This is a genomic window from Methanococcus voltae (genome assembly GCF_024807655.1).
GTDB classification, from domain to species: domain Archaea; phylum AGJL01; class Methanococci; order Methanococcales; family Methanococcaceae; genus Methanococcus; species Methanococcus voltae_D.
Genome location: NZ_JANUCR010000002.1, coordinates 340,870 through 357,724, shown reverse-complemented (window position 1 = coordinate 357,724; position 16,855 = coordinate 340,870). Strand labels below are relative to the sequence as shown.

General features: G+C 30.1%; 15 protein-coding genes. 2 read left to right on the top strand and 13 right to left on the bottom strand.

Going from position 1 to position 16,855, the window contains the following annotated elements; translation table 11 throughout:
* Positions 1 to 52 precede the first annotated feature (52 nt).
* From J3E06_RS04280 to J3E06_RS04245, 8 genes are all read right to left on the bottom strand, one after another.
* Complete coding sequence (locus tag J3E06_RS04280; RefSeq protein ID WP_013179579.1) at positions 53 to 1,810, bottom strand: ATP synthase subunit A; 1,758 nt, start codon at positions 1,808 to 1,810, stop codon at positions 53 to 55.
* A 298-nt stretch (positions 1,811 to 2,108) separates the two neighbouring features.
* Positions 2,109 to 2,408, bottom strand: a complete 300-nt coding sequence (locus J3E06_RS04275; protein ID WP_013179578.1) for a V-type ATP synthase subunit F — start codon at positions 2,406 to 2,408, stop codon at positions 2,109 to 2,111.
* 48 nt (positions 2,409 to 2,456) lie between these two features.
* Positions 2,457 to 3,623 (bottom strand): V-type ATP synthase subunit C, encoded by a 1,167-nt coding sequence (locus J3E06_RS04270; protein WP_013179577.1) that lies wholly within the window; start codon positions 3,621 to 3,623, stop codon positions 2,457 to 2,459.
* A gap of 59 nt (positions 3,624 to 3,682) precedes the next feature.
* The gene (locus tag J3E06_RS04265) at positions 3,683 to 4,294 is read right to left on the bottom strand and encodes a V-type ATP synthase subunit E (RefSeq protein WP_013179576.1); all 612 of its coding nucleotides are present in this window, start codon (positions 4,292 to 4,294) and stop codon (positions 3,683 to 3,685) included.
* A gap of 321 nt (positions 4,295 to 4,615) precedes the next feature.
* A complete protein-coding gene (locus tag J3E06_RS04260; protein WP_048187028.1) occupies positions 4,616 to 5,284 on the bottom strand; it encodes an ATP synthase subunit K in 669 nt (222 codons plus the stop codon).
* Positions 5,285 to 5,467: 183 nt separating this feature from the next.
* A complete protein-coding gene (locus J3E06_RS04255) occupies positions 5,468 to 7,525 on the bottom strand; it encodes a V-type ATP synthase subunit I (RefSeq protein WP_198003551.1) in 2,058 nt (685 codons plus the stop codon).
* A gap of 295 nt (positions 7,526 to 7,820) precedes the next feature.
* On the bottom strand, positions 7,821 to 8,132 hold the full coding sequence (locus J3E06_RS04250) for a hypothetical protein (RefSeq protein ID WP_013179573.1): 312 nt from the start codon (positions 8,130 to 8,132) through the stop codon (positions 7,821 to 7,823).
* A 1,250-nt stretch (positions 8,133 to 9,382) separates the two neighbouring features.
* The gene (locus J3E06_RS04245) at positions 9,383 to 9,826 is read right to left on the bottom strand and encodes a MarR family winged helix-turn-helix transcriptional regulator (protein ID WP_013179572.1); all 444 of its coding nucleotides are present in this window, start codon (positions 9,824 to 9,826) and stop codon (positions 9,383 to 9,385) included.
* Positions 9,827 to 10,333: 507 nt separating this feature from the next.
* Here J3E06_RS04245 and J3E06_RS04240 point away from each other — a divergent pair.
* Positions 10,334 to 11,056 (top strand): 4Fe-4S binding protein, encoded by a 723-nt coding sequence (locus J3E06_RS04240; RefSeq protein ID WP_013179571.1) that lies wholly within the window; start codon positions 10,334 to 10,336, stop codon positions 11,054 to 11,056.
* A 180-nt stretch (positions 11,057 to 11,236) separates the two neighbouring features.
* On the opposite strand, the gene J3E06_RS04235 is transcribed toward J3E06_RS04240, so the two are convergent.
* The 3 genes from J3E06_RS04235 to J3E06_RS04225 form a co-directional block, all read right to left on the bottom strand.
* Entirely contained in the window at positions 11,237 to 11,899 is a 663-nt protein-coding gene (locus tag J3E06_RS04235) for an amino acid ABC transporter permease (protein ID WP_013179570.1), read from the bottom strand.
* 94 nt (positions 11,900 to 11,993) lie between these two features.
* The gene (locus J3E06_RS04230) at positions 11,994 to 12,797 is read right to left on the bottom strand and encodes an ABC transporter substrate-binding protein (protein ID WP_048187024.1); all 804 of its coding nucleotides are present in this window, start codon (positions 12,795 to 12,797) and stop codon (positions 11,994 to 11,996) included.
* Between the two features lie 227 nt (positions 12,798 to 13,024).
* Entirely contained in the window at positions 13,025 to 13,555 is a 531-nt protein-coding gene (locus J3E06_RS04225; RefSeq protein ID WP_259164230.1) for a CD3072 family TudS-related putative desulfidase, read from the bottom strand.
* Between the two features lie 307 nt (positions 13,556 to 13,862).
* Between J3E06_RS04225 and J3E06_RS04220 the strand changes: the two genes are divergently transcribed.
* The gene (locus J3E06_RS04220; RefSeq protein WP_013179567.1) at positions 13,863 to 14,468 is read left to right on the top strand and encodes a flavin reductase family protein; all 606 of its coding nucleotides are present in this window, start codon (positions 13,863 to 13,865) and stop codon (positions 14,466 to 14,468) included.
* Positions 14,469 to 14,616: 148 nt separating this feature from the next.
* On the opposite strand, the gene J3E06_RS04215 is transcribed toward J3E06_RS04220, so the two are convergent.
* Both J3E06_RS04215 and J3E06_RS04210 read right to left on the bottom strand, forming a co-directional pair.
* The gene (locus tag J3E06_RS04215) at positions 14,617 to 14,844 is read right to left on the bottom strand and encodes a hypothetical protein (protein ID WP_013179566.1); all 228 of its coding nucleotides are present in this window, start codon (positions 14,842 to 14,844) and stop codon (positions 14,617 to 14,619) included.
* A gap of 328 nt (positions 14,845 to 15,172) precedes the next feature.
* Positions 15,173 to 16,813 (bottom strand): S-layer protein, encoded by a 1,641-nt coding sequence (locus J3E06_RS04210; protein ID WP_013179565.1) that lies wholly within the window; start codon positions 16,811 to 16,813, stop codon positions 15,173 to 15,175.
* Positions 16,814 to 16,855 lie beyond the last annotated feature (42 nt).

Here is a 16,855-nt window from a genome sequence, read left to right as displayed (position 1 = left end):
TATCAAATTTATCAAATTTATCAAGAAATTAACTTAAATTATTACATTTAAGTTAAATTAATTTGTTCAATTCAGCATCCATTTTTGAAATCATTTCTGGAGCTTTTGTGTTTATGAATTCCTGTTCTTCAACATATTTCATTCTTGCAATGTCCCCTTTAACTGAAACATTTGAAATATCTGCTGGGTTTGCACCTTTTGCAACTACTTCAAGAGCTTTGTTGTAGTAGGTCATAATAACTTTCAACATATTGTACTGTTTTGCAGGTGAACAGTAGCTGTCGATTTCGTGGAAAGCATCTTGTTGTAAGAAGTCTTCTCTTAACATTCTTGCAATTTCTAAGATAACTCTTTCTCTTTCAGGTAATGCGTCTGGACCAACTAATTGAACGATTTCTTGCAATTCTGCTTCTTTTTGGAGTAAGTTCATTGCTTCGTCTCTTAATGCTCTCCAGTCAGCACCGGTGTTTTCTTTCCACCATCCTGCGATATCGTCAACATACAAGGAATAACTTGTTAACCAGTTGATAGCAGGGAAGTGTCTTCTTCTTGCTAAGTTAGCATCTAAAGCCCAGAATACCTTAACAATTCTCAATGTGTTTGAAGTAACTGGCTCTGAGAAGTCACCACCAGGAGGGCTAACTGCACCAACGATACAAACGAATCCTTTTCTGTCGTCGCTACCTAAACAGTCAACTCTACCAGCTCTCTCGTAGAACTGTGCTAATTTTGATGATAAGTATGCTGGATAACCTTCTTCCCCAGGCATTTCTTCTAATCTACCAGAAATCTCTCTCATTGCTTCTGCCCATCTTGATGTTGAGTCAGCTGTTAATAATACACCGAAACCCATATCTCTGAAGTACTCTGCAATTGTGATACCTGTGTAAACTGAAGCTTCCCTTGCAGCTACCGGCATATTTGATGTGTTCGCAATTAATACGGTTCTGTCCATCAATTTGTTTCCTGTTTTTAAATCGTCTAAGTGTGGGAACTCTTCGATAACCTCAGTCATCTCATTACCCCTTTCACCGCAACCGATGTAAACCACAATATCCACGTCTGACCATTTAGCCAACTGGTGCTGTGTAACTGTTTTACCACTACCGAATGGACCAGGGATAGCTGAAGCACCACCTTTTGCTAAACCAAAGAATGTGTCTTCTACCCTTTGACCAGTGATTAAAGGAATTACCGGAGGTAATTTTTCTTTGTTTGGTCTTGGTTGTCTTACAGGCCATTTTTGCATCATAATAACGTCTTTATCACCGTTTGCTGTTTCTACAACTGCTACGGTTTCTTCAACGGTAAATTCGCCTTCTTTGATTTCTTTGATTGTACCGTTAATGTTAACTGGCACCATAATTTTGTGGACGATTGAAGCTGTTTCCTCAACTGTACCGATGATGTCTCCACCTAAAACTTTGTCGCCAACTTTTGCAGTTGGTTTAAAGCTCCATTTTGCAGTTCTTGATAAAGAAGGTACGTTTACCCCTCTTGGAATATAGATTGAGTCTGTTGCATCTTCAATTGCGTTTAATGGTCTTTGAATACCATCGTACATTGCTTTTAACATACCAGGACCTAATTCAACTGAAAGCGGAGCGCCTGTTCCTTCCACAGGTTCTCCAGGTTGCATACCAGCTGTTTCTTCGTAAACCTGGATAATGGCTTCATTTTCATTCAACTGAATAATTTCCCCAGTTAATCCTTCGTTACCTACTTTAACAACTTCGTACATTTGTGAGCCTTTCATACCTTCAGCAACAACAACAGGACCGGCGATTTTAATAATTTTACCGACGACCATTTTTTCACCTCAAATGAATGGAATAGTTGTCTAATTCCATCGAAAGAGCATTTATTATTTATTTTTTTAATAATGTTCCATTAATATTAATTATTATATTAAATAAAATACAATAAATCCATATTTTTAATAATATACATCATTACTGCAATAAATTTAATTTACTATTTTTAATAGTCTATTAATATTTTATCAATATTATATATATCGATATTAATTATTATCAGTATTATTAAGTTGCATTTTTAATTAAAATACGATTGAATGACTTAAAGAATGACTTAAATCAATTTAATCATTATTTAAGCTCTACACCAACTGCATTTCTAACTAATACTTTAACAGGGTCGTTTTCTCTTACAATTGGACCTTTTTTATCAGGAACTTCAACGATTGTCTTTTTCATTCTTGATAATGAATCTCTGATGGATTCACCAATCCTTTCAGTTGTAATGATTAACCCTATTTCGTTGTTTTCTTCGAGTTTAGTAATTGCTTCGAGTGCTTCGTCAGCGTTTGAAGCTTCAAACACTTCTGTAAGACCTGCAAGTCTGAACCCAGTAATCATGTCGGAGTCTCCAACTACACCTATTTTCATTATATCACTCACTCATTAATTGCCTTTTAATGCGTTATTGCACGATAATTAAGCCATTAATTTTCTGATGTCTGTAGCGGATAATCCTTCAATTTTTCCTTTAATAATAATTTTTAATTTTCTTATTTCAGCTTCTTTTGAAGTGATTAATCCAATAATTGGCCCTACACCAAATGGCTGTCTAAGAGATAGCTTTTTACCGGTTGAAACTACGTAATCGTCAAATACTTTTTCAAATTCGTAGATTGAGTTGGTTTTTTGGTATTCTTCGAGAGCGTGTGTTAACAATGGCGCGTATTTAGTACTATCTAAACCACTAATTACACCGTCGATTGAGTCAGCTTCTGCGAGTTCCTTTAATTTCCATGGAGCAAGCTCATAACCTGTTTCAGTAACGTATTTTAAAACTATTTCTGAGGATAAATTATCAGCTTTACCTTTTAAGATAACTTTCAAGTTTTCTACGTCGAGTAATGTACCAACATATTCCTTGAATAAATCTTTTTCAGTTCCGTTGATTGATACGTTCTTCCAAAGATTTTCAAGAATGAATTTGTCCAAAGCCAATTCCATTGTGGTTAATCTTTTGGTTTGTTCGTAATCTGTTAATCCATCTGAAAGTAATTTTGAAAATTCATAACCTTCTAAGCTACTTGCAAGTTCTTCTACGGATTTTGTTTCACATAACTCTCTTAATTTATCTTTTAAACTTCCGAGAGGTACTAATAATGCGTATGTTTGTTCAGCATCTAAGCCTACAAATTTAGCCCTTAATAATGTTTTAATGTTCTTAACATCAAACTTCATTTCGAATAATCTCAATATTTTTCTTGCACCTTCTGGTGACATGTGTGCGAGAGCTTCGTATAAATGAGCTAAATGTGTGTCTAACGCCTTTTCAGCAAATGTTGGGTCGTTTTCATTACCTAATGCATCTAATAAGTAAGGTCCGTAATCACTATCTTCTAATTGGTTGATTAATTCAGTTGTTCCTGCTGATTCGATTAACTCGTTTAATTTATTTTCATCGAGTAATCTGGCTTCCATACTTCTAACTCTTGCGTTAACGTAAGCGTATGGTGCAGTTTCTGAAAGATATCTAATTAAATAGATAATTATAACCATGAAGACAATAATAAAGCCAAGAACCAACATTGTGATAAAGACATCAGGTGAATTCATAAAGTTTTCAATTAATGATACTGCATCATTCATTTAAACCACCTGCACCTTTTTATCTTAGTTTTATAATCTTACAGTGCTATACGAACAAATTAGAATAATAAATCTGCTATTTTTGCTCTTACACTGTCGATATTTCTGTTAAATGTTGATTCGAGACTGTTATCGGATACTTTTGTACCATCTGCTGATTTAACAATACATCCACCGATTATGTCTATTGGTTCGCCTTTTTTCAAGACTGTCACAATATTTAATTTTTCTTCGACTTCTTTCTCGAGTTTCCATAAGGTTTCATCGCCGATTAATTCGAAGTCATTTTTATTCATTTCAATTACTAATTCGCCGCCACCGATTGAGAGAACGCCTTTAATTACCATACTTGTTAAGATGTCTTTATATTCATCTTTTTGAGGTAATTTCATTAAATCTTCCTCTAATTTTTCGATGGTCATTTGAATTGTATTTTCTCTTTCTTCAAGCAATTTCTTTTTTGAGGACAATCTTGCATCAGCTAAAATTCTGTTTTCAGCCATTTCTGATTCTTTTTCCCCTTTTCTAAGAATAGCTTGCTTTCTTTTTTCAGCTTCTTCTTTAGCTTCTGCAATTGTTGCATCATAGTTTGCTTGTGCTTCAGCTACTATTGAATCAGCTTTTATTTTTGCATCTTCTTTAATTTTGGAAGTTATCTTTTCCGCTCCCATATTTACACCTTTAATAATTATTTGTAAGATAAATTGGGATATTTCCTAATTTTAATTTCGTTTCTCCAAATTACAATGTTTAGTATAACTCATCAAATTTAAAATAAAAAGATAAAAAATATTATCTTATTTTCTATTTTATCATCGATTTATTGAGTTATTTGATTGTATTTGAGCTTTTTTTCGAAATTAAGTATTGATTTACAGTTAGTTAATTTAGTGATGTTAATCTTGTAATCTAAATTTATTTAAAATTTTATAACATAAATTTAGTTAGATTCGTGTTTATTGTTTGTTCGTACTAATTACTTCTTAAAATGCTTAGAACATAATACCGAGCATAATTAAGATAGCGATTAATAAACCGAAGATAGCGAATGTCTCTGACATAACAGCTAAAACTAAACCTCTACCCATAACTGATGTATCTCTTGCGGTTGCACCGATTGCACCAGCTGCGGTAATACCCTGACCAATACCTGAAAGACCAGCGAAACCAACACCTAAACCAGCACCTACTGCTGCAATTGTTTCAGCACCTGGTCCAGTGAATACCTGAACTAATAAGAGGATTGATACTAATAAACCGTAGATAGCCTGTGTTTCCGGAAGTACGGAGAAAACCATAGCTCTACCGAAAATACTTGCATCTTCTGAAACTGCACCTAAACCAGCTGCTGCTGCAATACCCTGACCGATAGCGGATAAACCAGCTAAACCAACGCTCGCACCTGCTGCTAACATTGCCCATTCAGGAGCTGTTTTGAAAACGAATAAGATTAAAATCGCAACTAAGAAACCATAAAGACCTTGGGTCTGTGGCAAAGCTTGGAATACGATAACTTTACTGAATTGTTTTGGATCTTCTGCTAAAACGCCTGCACCGCTCGCACCGGTGATACCTGCACCGATACCTGAACCTAAACCTGCAATACCTACTGCTAAACCAGCACCTATAGCTCCGAGTAATAATGGATTTTCAAATACCATCATAAACACCTCAATTTTTTACGGATGTAATGATTATCGATTGATTATCAATTTTTTTTGATTATTTTGAATATATGATTATATTTAATTTAATACATTGATTTTAATTAATTAATTAATTAATCAGCAATTAATCATTTTAATTATGATATAATTATGATATAATATATTGATTTTAATTAATTATTCAGTGTACTCTTTTTTAGCTTTAAATGGATTAAATTTCTTTCCACCGCCTTCGTAGAATTGACCAAAGAATTCCACATAATGAAGCCTTAATGAGTGGATGAATGAACCTAAACCATTCATTGAGAAGTTAAATGCGTGTCCACCGATAAGCATGATTACAGCCAATAAAACACCTACTACAGGTACTGATTGGTCGAGTAAACCTGCCATAATGTTTACAGCCATTGCTAAACCACCGGTTGATAAACATAAAGCCAAAAGCCTTGCGTAAGACAATACGTTACCTAAGAAACCGGTAATATCTAAAGCACCTAACATTGCATCGAGTACTCCGCCGTTTTTAAATCCTTTGAACATACTTAATAACATAACTGGCACTAAAACGCCTACTGTAACCATTCCATTACCTGTAAGTGATGTAATTATAATTGCAATGATTAATAACATCCACATACCTTGGTTTAAGAATGCGTCAAGGAAACCAACGTTTTTAAGTGTATCTTTGAATCCAAGGAACATACCTATGAACAAATGAGCTATACCCAATATGATTGAGAATAACAAAATAGCTATAGGACCATTGTTGATTGAAACGCCAAAGAATTCGAATAATGGACTTGCTTCGCTAATGTAAACGCTTGCACCTAATGGGTTAACCAATGCAAGAGCTGTTTGGAATATATCAAATCCTAAGAATTGGTATGCAAAATCACCCAAATAGCTTCCAGTTAATATACCTGCCACTATTGTAACAATACCAGACAATTTTAAGATATAACCTAAGTTATAAGCACCCTCACTTACTTTACCGATTCTATATTGTAATATCAAACCTGCTATGGTGAGTAATACACCGTAGAAAGCATCTGTTAACATTATACCATAGAACAATATGAATGTAGGTAATAACAATACTGTTGGGTCAATTTCATTGTATTTAGGCATTGAATACATTTCTGTTAACATCTCAAATGGTTTAAAGAATTTTGAGTTGTTTAATTTAACAGGGATTTCTGATTCGTCCACATCAGGTTCGTCAATCTCAACTACAGCATAGCCTTCGGAAGAACTTTCGATAATTTCCTTAGCTTTGTTTACGTCAGATTTTGGAGCCCAAGCTTCGATTAAATAGGTTCTTTCAGTCATACCCATTGCTGAGTAAGATTCAGCCCTATCTTTTTCATTTTCTAATATTTCATATGTAACGAGTAATTCATCGTTCCATTTTTTACCTAATGCTTTTAATTTGTCAACAGTTGACTTGATTTCGCCTTTAACGATGTTTAATTCGTTAACTGCATTACTTAATACATCTGAAGGTGTACCTTCTGCATTAATATCAAATCTTTCAAAACCGTGTTTTCTGAGTTCGGCGCCTGCAGATTCTGCATAATCTTTTAACATAGCGATTACAACAGGTAATTTCTCAGTTTTGCCGTCTTCGTCAATAAAAGTCTTGCCAGTAGCAATGGATATGTATCCTTCCGTTAACTGGGTCAAGTCTGCTTCGAATTCGCTAAATATCGCTTTATCTAAAATACCTGCAGTTATAGTGGTGTATGCACCTGTTCCGAGGTCTTTGATATCATAATCAAAGTCGGTTAAATAACTAACATTTTCTTTTAAATTTTCAAGTGCGGTTTCTTTGCTTTCAAGTTCTGATAACTTGGCTGCGGGTTCTGATACTTCACTTTCAACGTTATTTACAATATTTTCAACATAATTTAATGCTTCCTCTGCGGAATCAAAGGTTATGTTTTTCTTTGTAGGCAACACAGGATTTAACATTGTTCCTAATGTCACTTTTTCTTTGTCTGCAACGTTTGAAAACAAATCAAGTGTTTTATTCACTTTTATCATAAGTGAAGCCACATTTCTACCGTATTCTGCAGATGATGATGATTTAACAATTGTTTTCCATTCAACATCTTCTAATCTGGTAGTTAAATCGTAAAGCTCCACGAGCCCGCTTTTATGGAGTTGTCTAATAACAGCATCCACTTTCTCATCCAAGATGACAGCCCTAATTTTGCTCATTCTTGCGGGTCTCAATAAAACCACCTTTTAATTGAATAATAGATAATTTTTATTGGTAATTACTTATTACAATTACATTATACGCATTTTACAATTAATATTGTACATATAATTAATTATAATAGATAATATTAGTATAACAATTTAATAACTAAGATAATTACAATTATGAAATATATCTTATAATACAATATAACACAGTATAATACATCATAATATACTATGAAATTATGATAATTCATAATATCTTACGTAATCAATTTAATCAATTGTTACAATAAATTATACAACATATTTATTAACTGATTATTTATTCAAATTGCATTACATCTTCTAATCTAATTGATAAGATTTTCACTTTAGCAAGTGATGAAATTTCTGCAATTTTCTTATTTTCGTTAGCAACTATACAGTCAGCTTCTTCTTTAGCCTTAGCTTCAGCTTTAGCAACCATTTCTAATACAGATTGGTCAGCTTCTGCTTCAACTTCTGAGATAATTTTCTTACCATCAATGATAGCTTGTGATTTTATCTCTTCAGCTTTTTTGTTAGCTTCATTTATAGCATTTACAGCTTCATTTTCTGTATGCTTTATTTCCTTAATGGTATCTATAGCAATCACAGCATAACCTCCTTTAAGAATATTTAGTATATCCCCTACACTAACTATATATAATTTGTTATTATTTGAACTTTCAACGTGTAAAAATTCGATTATTAATAACATTGAGAAATAATATTATACAATATTAAATTTAAAGTTTGTACGATAGTCCTAATTATAAATAGTATCAATATTACAAGTATTATTACTATATAATATTAGAAACGTCTTTAAAATTTATAATTATTAATCGTGATGTTAAATTATAACAATCATACTTTATTATACCCATTTTAATAGTTTTGTACGAGATTGAGATTTATTGCATATGCTTTAATGCACGAAACATTATTTTATTTATAATTTATTTTAAATGTGTATTATTATTTGTATTATTATTTGATAATTAATAACCCTGTAATTTTGCATATATGAAATATTACCAAATTCTAAGCATTAATATCAATGAAAATTGCCAATTATGCCATATAATATATAGTATTGCATAATATCATTACTACATACTATTTTCTTGTATTAATACATTACAGAATTTAGAAATTATACGCAACAATTTACAGATATAAATTAGGTTTTACATCTAAATAAGTAGATATATTAATTTAATGTGATTTTTACTACTCATATAATATTTTTCCCAATATTATATATCAATTTAATATATAATTGTTATATACCTGATTTTGAGTATACTCAATTTAATGGCGTATTTTAGGTTATTTTAATAGTTGATATATTAAAATATAATTAGTTAGATAATTAGTATGTAATTTTTATGTAAAATATTAGTAAGAATTGTAATATCAAAATATTTAATTTATAAATTTATATATATGTAGTCATCCAAGGCAAATAGAAAAGTTTATATATCAAAATTTTAAGGGGGCTTTTTTAATGCCTCAAATAATAAAAAAAAGACTAAAAAAGATTATTTTTTAATATAATATACTATATAACCCATTTTAAATATATGGCTTATTTTAATAATATATTAATTTTTGGCAATTTACTATGTAATGTATAATGTCTGATATACAACCGTATACAAAATAATATTAAAAATTGTATTGGCATTTATAACAATCCCGATATAATTAAAAAAATAAAATAAAATAACAAGAAAATAATATGATATTTTTCATAATTGTATAACTAAATATTAAAATTTTATGAAGATAGGTAATATATCCTAAAATCTTAAAATAGATTGATTGATAGTAAACGATATTAAAAACAGCAATCATTATTTAATCGTTTCCTAAATTAGATATTAATCTTTTTAGGTAATTTTTTAATTCCAATTCTTCTGCATCTGAAAAACCGGACAATATCATTTCTGTTTGAGCACTACACTTCTCATATCCCTGTTCTTTAAGCTCTAATCCTTTTTTAGTTAAATAAATTAATTTAACTCTGGAATCATTTTCATCGAAGACTCTTTCAATAAGTTCTTTTTTTTCTAAATGGTCAATTAAATTAGAAACAGAAGATGCCTTAATACCTAAATATCTTTGTATTTCGGATTGCGTAATACCATCTTTGTGCCACAAAACTTCTAAAACATTGAATTGCGAACCAGTAACTCCCAACTCTTTAAAAGATTGATTACATTTTTTACATAACTCTGTTTTTATGGAATAAAGTAAATGATTAATTGAATTATTTTCACTCCTTTCTATTAATTTACTCATAATTATAACCTCTAATCAACTTATATTAAATACATTAAACAATTTATATTAGTACTATTTAGATTTGACATTTATGATTTATAATATATTTTGTATATTATGAAATATGTTTAACATACCACTTATTAGAGATGATTTTTATACCTAATAATGTGTATATTATGTATATATCAATTACATTTTATATAATCATATATTTAAAGTTTTTAATATATTAGTTTTTACTAACTATTTTATTATAATATGTTATTATATTAATATATTATATTGTTATACCTCCATATAATAAACATATATAAAAGATAAAGAATAATTGTTTTATTTTAAAAATTAATGGATAGTTTAATATAGTAGTTAGTAGATATCTAATAGTATAATATTATTAGATATCTAATATTAAGAAGTATAAAATTACCATATCTAACAATATATTAAAAAATAAATTTTGAAGTTAAACCTAAAAATTAATTTAAAGATGAATTTATCTTTAAAATAGATGGCGATATTGTGGATTTAAAAAAATGGTTCAATAAATTATCAAAAAATCAAAAAAGCAGACTTTATATACAATTGGGTGCACTTATCCCACTTTTAGCGCTGGGTATGTTTGGTAGAATGGTCGTATTAATACTATTATTCCCATTTATGCTATTACTTGGGCCAGTTTGGTGTGGTTGGATTTGCCCGATGGGCACATTACACAGAATTTCTGGATTAATTGGAAAAAAGATATTTGGAAACAAACATAATAATTTTATAAGTACTAAAACTCACGAAAAATTAAAATATGTAAAGTATTTGATGCTATTTGCAATGATAGGCTTTGCTGGGTACTATATGCTCGTATTAAATGGTTCAGTGGACTTTTTGATAACATTATTTATGATTACCGTTGCAATCGGGGTAATATTATCATTATTTAATGAAAGAGTATATTGTAGATACCTATGTCCTGCCGGTGCAATGCTTGGACTCACAAACTTAATCAAATCAAGGACGATTAAAAGAGATGCAAATGTATGTGTAAATTGCTCAAAATGTGATAAATCTTGCCCGATGGGTATTAAAGTATCTAAAACTGCTGAAATAAGAAATGTTCATTGTATTTCGTGTAATGCTTGTGTGGACAGTTGTCCAAAAGATAATGCAATGATAATTACCTGGAATAAAAGTATTAAAAGTATTAAAAGTATGAAAAAATTAATAAAAAATGAAGTATCTAAAAATTAGAATATGTGTATATTGCATACTAAATAAATAAAAGATGTTAATTGTATTAAATATCATATTTTAATTACTAATATATCATCTAATTTTTTTTAATTATTTTATTATTTTATTATTTTATTATTTTATTATTTTATTATTATTAATACCATATTACTATTAGTAGATTTATTTATTACTATATTATCGAGTATAAGCATAATTTAATCTTTTTTCAATTAAATCGGAGAGCAATGAAACCATACCAATTACAGATAAGTAAATTATGGCAACTACGATATATACTTCAAAAGGGCTCGATGTTTTTGTATAAATCAGCTGTCCCACCCTCGTTAATTCAGTAATTGCAATTACGGAAACTAAAGAACTCTCTTTTATTATTGCAGAAAATGAATTCATAAGCGAAGGCATAGATATACGTATTGTTTGAGGGATTATCACATAAATCAAACTTTGTACTTTACTCATACCTAACGAAGAGCACGCATCCCATTGACCTTTTGGAATGGATAAAAGGGAAGCCCTGACAATTTCGGAGATATATGCCCCACCATTTAAGGATAAACCCAATACGGCGGCAGTAGTATTGTCCATTACTATACCTATAGAAGGTAAACCATAGTAAATAAAAAATAACAAAATAAGCAAAGGTACGCCCCTAAATATTTCCACATACCCTCTAAATAACATATCAACAGGCTTAGGTATGTTTAAAGCACGTAATATACCCACAATATGTGCAATAATAACTGCAAATATGAACGATAAAAAAGCGATTTTTAAGGTAATTACTAAACCCCAAAATAGTGCAGGCAAATTGTACAATAGTATTACATCAAAATTCATATACTCACATCCATTTAAAATTAAAATAAATTAAAATAACTTAGAATAAATTAAAAATAAAAATAAAAAATAAGACAATAAAATGGTAAATTAATTATTCAAATGCGAGCCATTTTTCTTTAATTTCGTCATATTTACCATTTTCTTTTAATTTATTGATTGCTTCATTCATTTTGTCAGTTAAAGCCACAGCACCTGATTTTTGAACTGTAATAACATTTACAGGGTTAATTGTAATGTTGGTAGCTTTTACGTTTTCATATTCTTTCATTTGAGTAAGTGCGTAAGCTTGACCTACAATTACAGCGTCAACCCTACCGTTTTCTAAGTCGATAAATGCTTCAGGGTTGTAATTATATGTTACAACTTCTTTAACGCCTTCAATTCCTTCGGCAGTGTCTTGTGAGCCAGTACCTAACTGTGCACCTACAACTTTACCACTTAAATCATTTAATGAGTTTATTGAATCGGTTTCTTTGTTAACCACAACTACATCTGTTAAAGCGTAATATGGTTCACTCATTTCTACATTTTCAGCAGAGGTTTCTCTTTCTGACATACAGGTAATTAATGTGTCGTAATCTCCTTTTGAAAGACCGCCTAATAAAGCAGGCCATTCTGCATCGATTATTTCAACTTTTACGCCTAATTCTTCACCGATAGCGTTTGCAAAGTCAATATCAAAACCTTCAAATTCTCCAGTTTTTTCGTTTCTGGATTCAAATGGGGGGTATGCAGCACAAAGACCAACTTTCAATACACCACTATCTTGAACATTTTTCCAAGACATATCGGTGTTTGAATCACCTGTGTTTTGCGTATTATTGGACGTACATCCAGAAAATACTAATACTAAACTTAATAAGCCTAATACTACTAATGCAAGTTTCTTATTCACCATCTCACCATTAAGTTTTTTAATATGGTTGTATTACAATATATCAATTTGATTTGCGTTTATTGTATATATAAATTGTTATAATCTGTTATTAATATATTTTATAGGTATTACTAAATCTAATAATATAATATTCTCAAAAATTAAATTAAAAAAGTATTTGATGACGTAAATTCGTTTTAATAAAAATATATGCAAAAAAATAAGTTTTAAAGTAGTATATTGAATTATAATAAACTTTTTAAGTATTTTAAAGATTCTTCCACGTTATTTTCATCAATAGCTACATATTTCATATCAATTTGGTTAGCTTCCAACATATTTATTAATTCATCCATAAAAATTCCTTTTTCAGAAATGAATTCCATATTTTTTATTTTTTCATTCATATTTGAATTACTGGAAAATCCGCCCCATTCAGCACCTGAACAGGTTTTATATATTCCGCAACTTGGGCTACCATCTACCCCCACTAATAAATCAATGGTATAGCCATTATCTAAGTAGTTTTTAACTTGTTGTAATACTGGTTTCAATAACTCTTGTGATTGGTCTCTAAAATGTGGTGTATCGAACTGTTCTTTTACGTGTCCCCATCTTTTAATACCATAAATTATTGTTTCAGGGCAGGGTAATTGAATTATACCATAATTAGCATCCATTAAATAATTTATTACGTCTTTTAAAGCACCTTCGTACTCGCATATTCCTTCTACTTTTGCATTTCCATTTAATATACAATGTGCTACAATTGCCATTTTTTTACATCGATTGATAGTATCACCACGGGATATATTTTATTTATTTTTTATATTCGCATATACTTAAACATATTAATTAAATTATTAGCCCATAAGTTTGCATATTTGGTCAATTATAATAATTGTGATATTTATAAGTTATTATTTTAAAAATCTGCAAAAAAATAGATTATTAGAAAACTTAATCACATAACGTCGCATACCTCAAATTTTAATTAGTAATATATTTATAAAATAAGTATTATTATGTAATATTATTATAAAATTAATAATATTTACAAATTAAAAGAAAGTGGGATATACTATGATATTAAAACCGTTTTTAAGAGAGAATTTCATACCTTTGCCAGTGGGATTTATTTCAACAATAAATAAAGAAGGAATTAAAAATATAGCGCCATACTCTTGTTTGATGCCTGTTTTAAGACCTCTTGATTTAATATGTATTGCTTCAGCAAAAAGAAGGGATACGATGGATAATATCAAAGAAATGAACGAGTTTGTAGTTAATATGACGGGAATAGACTTTGCCCATAAGGTTGTTCCCACTGCAAAACATACTGCTCCAGAAGTTGATGAATACGATTATGCAAATATTGAAGAAAAACAGTCCCGAGTAATTAAAACGCCCGGTATTAAGGGAAGTTACGCTTGGATGGAATGCGAATTATTCAAAATTTATGAAGAACCCACTTATAATTTAATTATGGGCAAGGTTGTCAACTTAGAAGCCGATGATAAATACTTAAAAAAAGACGGTTCACTTGACGTAGAAAAGGCTAAACCACTTTTTAATGTGGGAGATTCCAACGGAATGAATTTCTGCACCGTAAACGAAATAGGACTCCACGAACCTTTTGGAGCTATGTTTCCCGACGGAAAAGACCCATTGTCAAAAAAATATGAGTAATAAATTTTAATTACTAAAATAGTTAAAATAGTTAAAATTAAGTAATAGTTATTTAGGAATACTTATTCTTATTATTCTATTTTATTTTATTTTATTAGTATTTGAAGTAATTATATAAATAAATTAAATTGTTAAATTCAAAATTACATTATTTTGAAGGTACTTCCATATCATAGGAGTTGTTAGCTAAATATTCCATAAATCTATCTAATTTTTCAGCATCCATTTCAAACATTAAACAAGCTACAGTACTATCTACATAGATAGGTTCGAATAAATCGATATATACGAAATTTTCGTTTATTGCGACATTTTTTATATTTTTACTACTTAAATAGACGTCTGTTTCATTATTTTTAAATTTAAAATATTTCATATTTTCACCTTATTGATTAGATAGTATATTGCCATTATATAATATAAAACTATCCGTACGAAATTAGGACACTTTTTAAAGATTATATACATAAATGATATGAAAAATTAAATTGATAATTTATTTAAATATAAATCGAAAATAAATCGAAAAATAAGTAAATAATTATTAAAAAAACTGCTAAAAATAGAGAAAAAATTAAAAAAATATTAAAAATAAGTTATATTAAAACTAATTTATAAGATATTTTCATAAAACATACTTATTAAACCTAAAAAACTAAAAAATTAAAAAACTAAAATTATAATTAAATAATATTTTTATCAAATTACAATAATTCAACGAAAGCTTTTGCAGCTTCATTTGTAGTTTCCGTATCCCCACCAGCTACGACTAAAACGTCATTTCCATTAGCTACACCATTTACAACGGCTAAAGTAGCATCTGAATTAGTGGTAATATCTATTTTACTCATTGAACTTAATTCTTTTGATAAAGCATTTACTACAGGCCCACCAATGAGAATTAAATTTTTATTAGCGGAATCTAACGATACCTCGCTATCTAAAACAGCCAATGGTGTTTTTATACCTTTTGGTTGAATTGCACTACCTTCAATACTTTCCAAAGTTATTTCGGAGTTTAAAACGCCTGCTTTTGAACCCACATTAAGTTCCACGTCTTTTTCATTATTCATTTTAAATAATACGTTTAAAGTAGTTGCTTTATTATCATCGTCATCAAGTTTTAATGACGCATAATTCAATATGTCAACTTCTTTACCTGAAGATAATGAATCCTTATCATCTCCAACGTATTTTAAAGCAATACCCACTTTATAGTCTGATTTTTCAATATCATCTAAGTAAACTAATTTACCAGATTTTTTTGCAACTGCATAAGCTTCCCAATCCGGTATATATTCTTCACCTAATGGCATACCTACTAATTTATCAGTGATTACTACTTCAACAAATCCATACTCGTTGCTGACGTCTTTCCAAGCCCTAAACATTCTAACCCCGATACCACCAGCCATTAAATTAGTCGGTGCAGTGTCGAATTTTTCAGCAATTACTTTGCCATCTTTCAAGATTTTTAAGCTGATTTTATATTCCTCATTTCCTGAGGAATCCGTACTTACTAAAACAGAATCAACTTTAACATCAAGACCATTTACGCTGTATGTATCTCCTTCTTTAATAACACCTTGGAAAACTTCTTTACCCAAGGTTATTTTATCTTTATCGCAACTCATACCCATAATGATATAATCTTCACCTAAAAATGGTATTTCCTTACCAGGGCATAAACTGGTTAATCCATCAAAAGTTTCATTATCGTCTTTGAATGATAAAACTGCATAGGATAATTCATTTTCCTTTACAGCCCATTTATCATTGCTCTCTTTAGTAAGTCTTGCCATTAAAAATTCATAGGCATCGTCATCGTTATTAAACCAATCGAATGGGTCCGTATCTTTTACTTCAGCCAAAGTAGATAATCTACCTAATGAAACTGCACCATCTTTAGCATCTAAATCCGTATCGTCTCCGAAATAAGCAGTATTTGCAAGTGTATCTGCATAATCGTCATCTGCAGAAGCAACGAATAATGCGTTATCGCCCGTAGCAGATAGTGCAACTTTTGTGTTTCCTAATAAATTATAATCGTCTGACTCGGAAGCTGCTTTTATACTAAGCTTTGCCGAACCTGTTTCAGAAGATTGTTCAGTGTATAATAAATTACCAATTTTTGCGGTTATCTCTGCTGCAGAAATTACATCTCCTGCTTTTGCATTTGAACCTACAACAATATCAACATTTGAATTTCCATCAACAACAACTTTTTTGGAAAAGTCTTCCACGTCTCCAATTTGTTCTATTGCAAAAACGCCTGTAGCCATAGCCGAAGCTAACATTGTACTACCGGCGATAATTGCACCAGCTTTAACTATGCTTCTTACCATTGATTCACCTAAGGGGTACCAAAATTAATAATATTATTTAAA